The sequence below is a fragment of the Photobacterium sp. DNB22_13_2 genome, from assembly GCF_052873915.1.
In genome coordinates this window covers 1-284 of sequence record NZ_JBNNXU010000107.1, presented here as the reverse complement: position 1 = coordinate 284, position 284 = coordinate 1, and the positions used below count along the sequence as shown (strand labels likewise).

1 protein-coding gene is annotated in these 284 nt (G+C 69.4%); it reads left to right on the top strand.

The genetic code is table 11. From position 1 onward, the window contains the following. Positions 1-268: LysR substrate-binding domain-containing protein (locus ACVA58_RS28005; protein WP_446513506.1), on the top strand; the 268-nt coding region annotated here is incomplete at its 5' end. Positions 269-284: the final 16 nt, after the last annotated feature.

The following is a 284-nucleotide window of genomic DNA, read 5'->3' as shown; positions in this document are numbered from 1 at the left end:
GATCCAGCCCCGCCGCACGGCCTTCGTGACCGATGACCCGGAGACCGAGGTGCAAGCCGCCTGCGCGGGCCTGGGCTTCACGCAAACCTCCGAGTACCTGCTGCGCCCGCACGTCGAGCGCGGCGAACTGGTGCGCGTGCTGCGGCGGTTCGAGCCTCCTTCATGGACGCTTCACGTCTATCGCCCGCAGCGGGGGCCAGTACCAACGCGCGTGCGGGTGGTGTTCGATGCGCTGGTCGCGCACCTGAAGGTGCTCTGCCGTACGTGAAAGCGGGCAACGTGGC